The 6,563-nt window shown below is 45.5% G+C and carries 3 protein-coding genes and 2 tRNA genes; 2 read left to right on the forward strand and 3 right to left on the reverse strand.

Annotated features, from left to right (window positions below):
* Nucleotides 1-40: 40 nt before the first annotated feature.
* The 3 genes from ACLR2L_RS08475 to ACLR2L_RS08485 all read right to left on the reverse strand — a co-directional run bounded on the left by ACLR2L_RS08475 (nucleotide 41) and on the right by ACLR2L_RS08485 (nucleotide 4,450).
* Nucleotides 41-2,380 carry a diguanylate cyclase gene (locus ACLR2L_RS08475; protein WP_413367384.1) on the reverse strand — a complete coding sequence of 780 codons (2,340 nt, stop codon included), beginning with the start codon at nucleotides 2,378-2,380 and terminating at the stop codon, nucleotides 41-43.
* A gap of 230 nt (nucleotides 2,381-2,610) precedes the next feature.
* On the reverse strand, nucleotides 2,611-4,245 hold the full coding sequence (locus tag ACLR2L_RS08480; RefSeq protein WP_413367386.1) for a response regulator: 1,635 nt from the start codon (nucleotides 4,243-4,245) through the stop codon (nucleotides 2,611-2,613).
* Nucleotides 4,246-4,374: 129 nt separating this feature from the next.
* Nucleotides 4,375-4,450, reverse strand: a tRNA-Val gene (locus ACLR2L_RS08485).
* A 233-nt stretch (nucleotides 4,451-4,683) separates the two neighbouring features.
* Between ACLR2L_RS08485 and gltX the strand changes: the two genes are divergently transcribed.
* Together gltX and ACLR2L_RS08495 are read left to right on the forward strand one after the other, a co-directional pair.
* The gene (gene gltX, locus ACLR2L_RS08490; RefSeq protein ID WP_413367388.1) at nucleotides 4,684-6,093 is read left to right on the forward strand and encodes a glutamate--tRNA ligase; all 1,410 of its coding nucleotides are present in this window, start codon (nucleotides 4,684-4,686) and stop codon (nucleotides 6,091-6,093) included.
* Between the two features lie 83 nt (nucleotides 6,094-6,176).
* Nucleotides 6,177-6,252: transfer RNA gene (locus tag ACLR2L_RS08495), tRNA-Ala, on the forward strand.
* Nucleotides 6,253-6,563 lie beyond the last annotated feature (311 nt).

Here is a 6,563-nt window from a genome sequence, read left to right on the forward strand (position 1 = left end):
TCTCGTGTTTCACTGCAGTGTTCCACTCTCGTGATTCACGCTAGTGCTTCACCTCAGACAGGCTGGGTTTATTGAGAGCCTCAACTGGTGCGCCGTACCAGGCAATATTGGCCTTACCAGAGCGTTTAACGTCATAAAGTGCATCATCTGCCTGTTTCATAGCAATGTCAAAATAGGTAGTGTCGATAGCCTGAGGACTTTTTCTGAACATGGTTGCGCCAATACTCACGGTAATATGGTTAAGCGGCCCCTGTTCGGTATTCAGCGTTATTTGCTTAATTTGTTCCAGCATGGTTTGCAAAATTTTTTGGCACACTTCGCTATCCTCGGTGTCCAGATAGATGCCAAATTCTTCGCCGCCTAATCTGGCTACCATGTCGTTGTTGCGAATATTGCGACGTAATACATCGGCCACTTCTTTGAGCACTTTATCGCCAACCGGATGCCCATAGCCATCGTTTAATAGTTTAAAGTTGTCTATGTCAACGATAGCCAGGCCGTGAGGGGCGTTGCTTACTGCTGCTCGTTGTTGGATCTGATCAAAATAGGCCCGTCGATTCATTAAGCCGGTTAACGGGTCAGTTGCTGCAAGGTAAGCCAGTCGCTCTTCGGCTTCGAATCTGGCTTGTTCAACCTCCACCGCTTTAAACAGGTTGGCCAGGGTTTCAGTTAATGGCGTTAAAAACTCAACATCTTGCTGAGTGTAATCTTCCAGCTTGTTTGCCAGTCCAATCATGCCTACTACTCTTCCGTCCCGCTGAATCGGCAATCCCAGAAAGCGCTTAAGTACAGGGTGACCGGAAGGCGTACCTTTGGAGGCTTTGTGCATCATAGGCTTATTGGCCATTACGGGGGAGTTGGAGGTCACTACGTGGCCAAACAAGTTGTTTAAATTAGTAAACCGAAGTTCTCCTTGCTTGAATTTGTTGTATTCGGCTTTCGATGACTCACTCCAGCTCACATCAGAAATGGCATAGATTTGCAAACAAGGCACGCCGTTTTCACATTCCATTTTGCCAATAAAACCGTAGGCACTTTCCGCCAGTTCCATTAATTCAGGAAAGATCTGCTCGCAGGCAAGTTGTAAATCCTTCTGTGCCACGAACAGGTTTTGGGCATGATTAATGAAGCCAAATAGCCTGCGCTGTTTTTCCGCATGCAGTTCTGCCAGTTTTTTCTCTGTAATATTGCGATGAGTGGCTGCAAATCGAAGTGCCCTGCCATCCTCATCACGTGTAACTACCTTGCCGTAGGTTTCAACCCATAAATACTGACCTTCAGCGTCGCGGAGCCGGTATTCAATATCAACAACGGCATTTTTACTTTTCAGGCTGTGCTCGATTTGTGATACCAGCTTTTCTTTGTCTGCAGGATGAACTAATTGCATCCAGAACATACTTTGGGTGTCCACACTATCGGGATGTAGTTTTAAGATGTCGCAAATGCGATTGTTTACTCTTAACGAGTCGTTTTCTATATCCCAATCTGATGTCCCCAACCCTGATGCTTCCAGCAGCAAGCGCATTCGCTCGTTGGTATCCATAATTCGGCTTTCAAGGTATTTTTGCTCGGTATTGTTTAACAGTAACCCTTGAATGGCGATAACCGTTTTCCCTTCAAATATCGCGCGAGAAACGAGTTTATACCAGGTTGCCCGGTTACCGGACACTTTAATTCTAAAGTCACATTCGCAAATCTCAGCACCCTGCTGATGGTTTCTTACCGTAAACAAAAAATTATCCGTGTCATCCGGATGAATAACGCTGTCCAGTTTAAACAGCGACACATCCTGCGGAATGGTGATACCCAGCAGTTTACTCATGTTGGCTGACAAATAGGATGTTTGAAAATTGGGACGTAACTGCCAGCGAATGAGTGCTGCTGGCGAATTGTTCAGTAACTGGTGTTCGTCTTCTGTACGGATATTTTTGTAGATCAGTTCGACTTGCTGGCCAACGTGCCGGGCAAAGCCAGTAAGCAGTTTGAGTTCTTTTTCTGACATGGTTCTGCTAACAGAATCAATAACGCAAAACGAGCCGATGGTATGGCTTTGAATAGAAAAGGGGACGCCAGCATAAAATCTTACGCCGTGATCTGCAATTACTGCGGGTTTTTTGCTTGTACGCGGGTCTTGTGTGGTATCGGGAATATATACAAGATCATTGGTTTCAAATACCAGATTGCAAATAGCATCGTGTAATGGCACCTGTTCAACATTTGTCCCTACTCCGGCTTTAATCCATAGGGTGTCATTGTCACTGATACCTAAAAATGCAACGGGCACGTCAAAAAGTGCGGCTATGGATTGCACGTATTGAGTGAGTAATGTTTCGTATTCAGGTCTGTGAAGACCGTACTTCTCGATAAGTGTTTGGTTCATTTTCAATAGTTAACTATGTAAATAAAAAGGCGATGGCCTTAATAACATCGTTTAATAGTCGCCGTTTTTTAACATTGGAACGAGGCTTCAGAACAGCTATGCAGTGCTAAATGTCGCACTAACTTTCAGCAAACAGTTTATTCAAAAGTAGTACAGATTATAAAATTCGCAATAACTTGCGCCGCAGCACTATATAAAAGCGGCAAAGTAAAAAGCAGATAGGGAAGTGGTTAAGTCAGATCTTTAAGCACGTTTTTAACGCGCTGATAACGCTGTTCCTGTTCTTCGGTTAAGCGACCGGATTCAATGGTCTTCAGGCAATTGTGAATTAGTGTGCTGTTGAGTGACTCTTTGGCTTCATCGCTACTGGATTCTTTTAAATTAATCGCCGTGGCCTGTAGCAAGTTAAGCGCAATTGACGGGTTTTTCGGCATAATGGTAAACGCCTGGCGGAAGGTTTCCAGTGCTTTTTTCAAATCGCCGCGCTGATATTGAATTACCGCGTTATTGTTAAGCTCTTTAGGACTGAGTTTAATTTCAGTCTTTTCTGCTTTTTCCTGTTGTACATATTGCAGGAACAAGTCGCTTTGCGCTGGATCGCTGTTACAGCGGCGCTCAATCATATCGAGCATCTTCAGTGCATGGTCCTGAATGCCCACTTCGTGGAATGCCTTGGCTTTATCAAGTAGGCCTTCAATGCTTTCAGTTTCCCACGAGTCATTATTTAACTGGTTAAGGAGGGCTCTGGCATTATCTACCTCATCTTCTAAATAGAGCATGCGGGCGTCGATGACCTTTAACTGGTCGTCAATGTCTGCCTTGGGGAAGCTGCTTTTTAACTGCTTGAGGAATTCGGTAGATTGTTTGATCAGCTTTTTAGTGTGCTCTTCTTCTGCAGTCATCGCAAAGTCGATTCCAGCACGCGCAACATTAAGGTAAATCTCTGGTTTGTCGTGAATAGAGTTCTTGGCAATTTTTACAATCTTTTTGGCTGCCTCAAACTGCGACTCATAATCGTGCGTCAAGCGGGACAGGTTTAGCGCCTTGGCGTGACGATGCAGGTTTCGGGGCGAAATTGCGCTGGCCACCTCCACGCTTTCCAATGCGTCCTCAAATTCGTGATGCTTTATTTGCAGCGCGGCCAGTAAGTCGTAAGCAGCTAGCATGGAATCCTGCTTGAGAGCCAGTTCAATCACCAGCTTTTCGGCTTCTTCGTCTTTATCCAGTGAGATAAAGCTTTTAATCAGCCCCAATTGTGCCCAGGTAAAATTCTGAACATTGATGATGGCCTGGTAAAACTCTTTTGCCTCTTCGTAATGACCGCAAGCGAGTAATAGTTCGCCTTTTAGTTTTAAGGCCAGCGGGAAAAATTCAGAGTTCTTGGGCTCAGTCAGGAAGTTTTCGAGTTCGAGCAGCGCCTTGTCTAACGTGCTTTGTTCAATTAAATGGTACACCGGCTGAAGGGCTTTTTTACGGGTAAGTAAGCGGCCTAAACGTCGATCCAGTTCCCGTACCGTAAACGGCTTGGCCAGAAAATCGTCGGGCTGAAGCTCTACAATACTGTGAACAATATCGGCGGTGGTGTCGGCAGAAATAAAAACAAATGCGGTACTGGGAGGCAGTTCATTATGTTCTTTAAGCTGGTCGTAAAGGAAATATCCGTCCTGCTCATTTTTCAAATCGTAAGAACAAATGATCAAATCATAATGATTGCGGCGAATCGCCGACAGGGCAGTGCTGGCGCGATCGGCGTATTCAATATTCTGAAAACCAAGCTCTTCCAGTGAGTACTTAAGGTAGCCTTTGGCAAGCACCTGATCATCGATCACTAAAACACGTGTTTGTCTGGCCAGCTTTAAGTTCATTACCGCCTTATCCATTTGGTTTAATAATGCTTTATCGGCAATCACGCCGAAAATATTATTAAAACCTGAATAAACAGTTCTGTCACGAAAAACAGGAGAAAGTGTTTGATATAGGGATATAGAAATAGATGGTGGACGCAGCAAGGCTTGAACTTGCGACCCCCGCCTTGTAAGGGCGGTGCTCTCCCAACTGAGCTATGCGTCCGTCTTTTTTGTCTGCCGTACTCGGCAAGTGGGGCGTATTATAGGGAGGCGAGAAAAACTGTCAACAACAAAATTTAAAAAAATAATCGTTTGCCTGAAATATAACCTATAGGGCGTTCGATTGCTGAAAATCCCTTCAATTTGGTGAAATCATCATCAATCTGTTGCTAGGGATTGGTAGGTTGGGGCATTGACTGATAAAATGCGCGCACTTTTTTATTGCAGAGATGAATCATGGCGGTAGTTACCCGATTTGCACCCAGCCCGACAGGCTATCTTCACGTTGGTGGCGCACGAACAGCGCTGTATTCCTGGTTATATGCCAAAAGCCAGGGCGGAGAGTTTGTATTACGTATAGAAGATACTGACATTGAACGTTCAACTGAGGAAGCCAAACAGGCCATTCTGGATGGCATGCAATGGCTAGGGTTAACCTGGGACACGGGCCCGTTTTATCAGACCGAACGTTTTGATCGTTATAAAGCCGTCATTCAAACTATGTTAGATGAAGGTAAAGCATATAAGTGCTTTATGTCGTCGGAAGAGCTGGATGCAATTCGCGAAGGACAAAAAGAGCGCGGCGAAAAACCGCGTTACCCGGGAACCTGGCGCAACCGTACCGATCACCCCGAAGGGCAACCTTATGTGATTCGATTCAAAAACCCACTGGAAGGTTCGGTGGTATTTGAAGATCACGTTCGCGGTCGCATCGAAATCAGCAATAGTGAATTAGATGATTTGATTATTCTGCGCTCAGATGGCACTCCGACATACAATTTCTGTGTGGTAATTGACGATTGGGACATGGGGATTACACATGTTGTGCGTGGTGAAGACCATATAAATAACACTCCCCGCCAAATTAATATTTTAAAGGCGTTAGGTGCGCCGGTACCTGAATACGCACATGTATCTATGATTTTGGGTGACGACGGTAAAAAGTTGTCCAAACGTCATGGTGCAGTAAGTGTGATGCAATATCGGGATGAGGGTTTCCTGCCACAGGCAGTGAAAAACTATCTGGTCCGTTTGGGCTGGTCTCACGGTGATCAGGAAATCTTCACTGAACAGGAAATGATTGAGCTGTTCAGTTTAGATGCGATTGGTCAGTCTGCGTCGGCATTTAATACCGAAAAATTGATTTGGTTGAACCAACACTACATTAAAACCTTGCCAGCGTCTGACGTTGCAGAACATGCCAAATGGCACTTTGAGCAATTGAATGTGGATTTGAGCAATGGTCCTGCATTAGAAGACGTGATTGCTATACAGTGCGAACGCGTTAAAACGCTCAAAGAGCTGGCTGAAATCAGCGTGTATTTTTATCAGGATTTCGACCAGTTCGACGAAAATGCAGCTAAGAAGCATCTTCGCCCGGTCGCGAAAGAGCCATTGGAAGTTGTTCAGCAGCACCTGGAAGCATTAACTGAATGGACACCAGAAACTATTCATCATGCCATTAACAGTGCAGCAGATTCGTTGGGTGTAGGTATGGGTAAGGTTGGCATGCCACTGCGTGTTGCCGCAACGGGCAGCGGTAATTCTCCATCGCTTGATGTGACTTTACATTTGCTGCCAAAAGCAAAAGTTGTTGAGAGAATAAACAAGGCGCTCACTTTTATAGCAAACAGAGAAAATTCCTAAAAAAACCGTTGACAGGAAAACGCCGGATGCCTAGAATGCGCCCCGCTGTCACGGAACAGTCACTGACAAATTTCCGATGATACGGGGCCATAGCTCAGCTGGGAGAGCGCTTGCATGGCATGCAAGAGGTCGGCGGTTCGATCCCGCCTGGCTCCACCAAATTTCTACTCATAGATGTTTTGTTATCTGTGGGGTAGGCCGGAAGCTTAATTGCTTTCAGGACTGAATTTGAGTTTGTAGGTATGAGGTCGCTCGGTTTCGCAGAGCTCACCTCGCCTTACAAAATGTCATCGTCGCATGCGACGATGACAAAAACGTTCTTAGGTTAAGGTCGCTCAGTTACTAAAGTAACTTCGCCTTACAAAAAATCAGCGAAGCGTTGCTTCGCAAAGAAGATTTTTTGTCCCCTTCGTCTAGAGGCCTAGGACACCGCCCTTTCACGGCGGTAACAGGGGTTCGAATCCCCTAGG

This window comes from Alteromonas sp. AMM-1 (assembly GCF_047290655.1).
In the GTDB taxonomy this organism is placed as follows: Bacteria; Pseudomonadota; Gammaproteobacteria; order Enterobacterales; family Alteromonadaceae; genus Alteromonas; species Alteromonas mangrovi.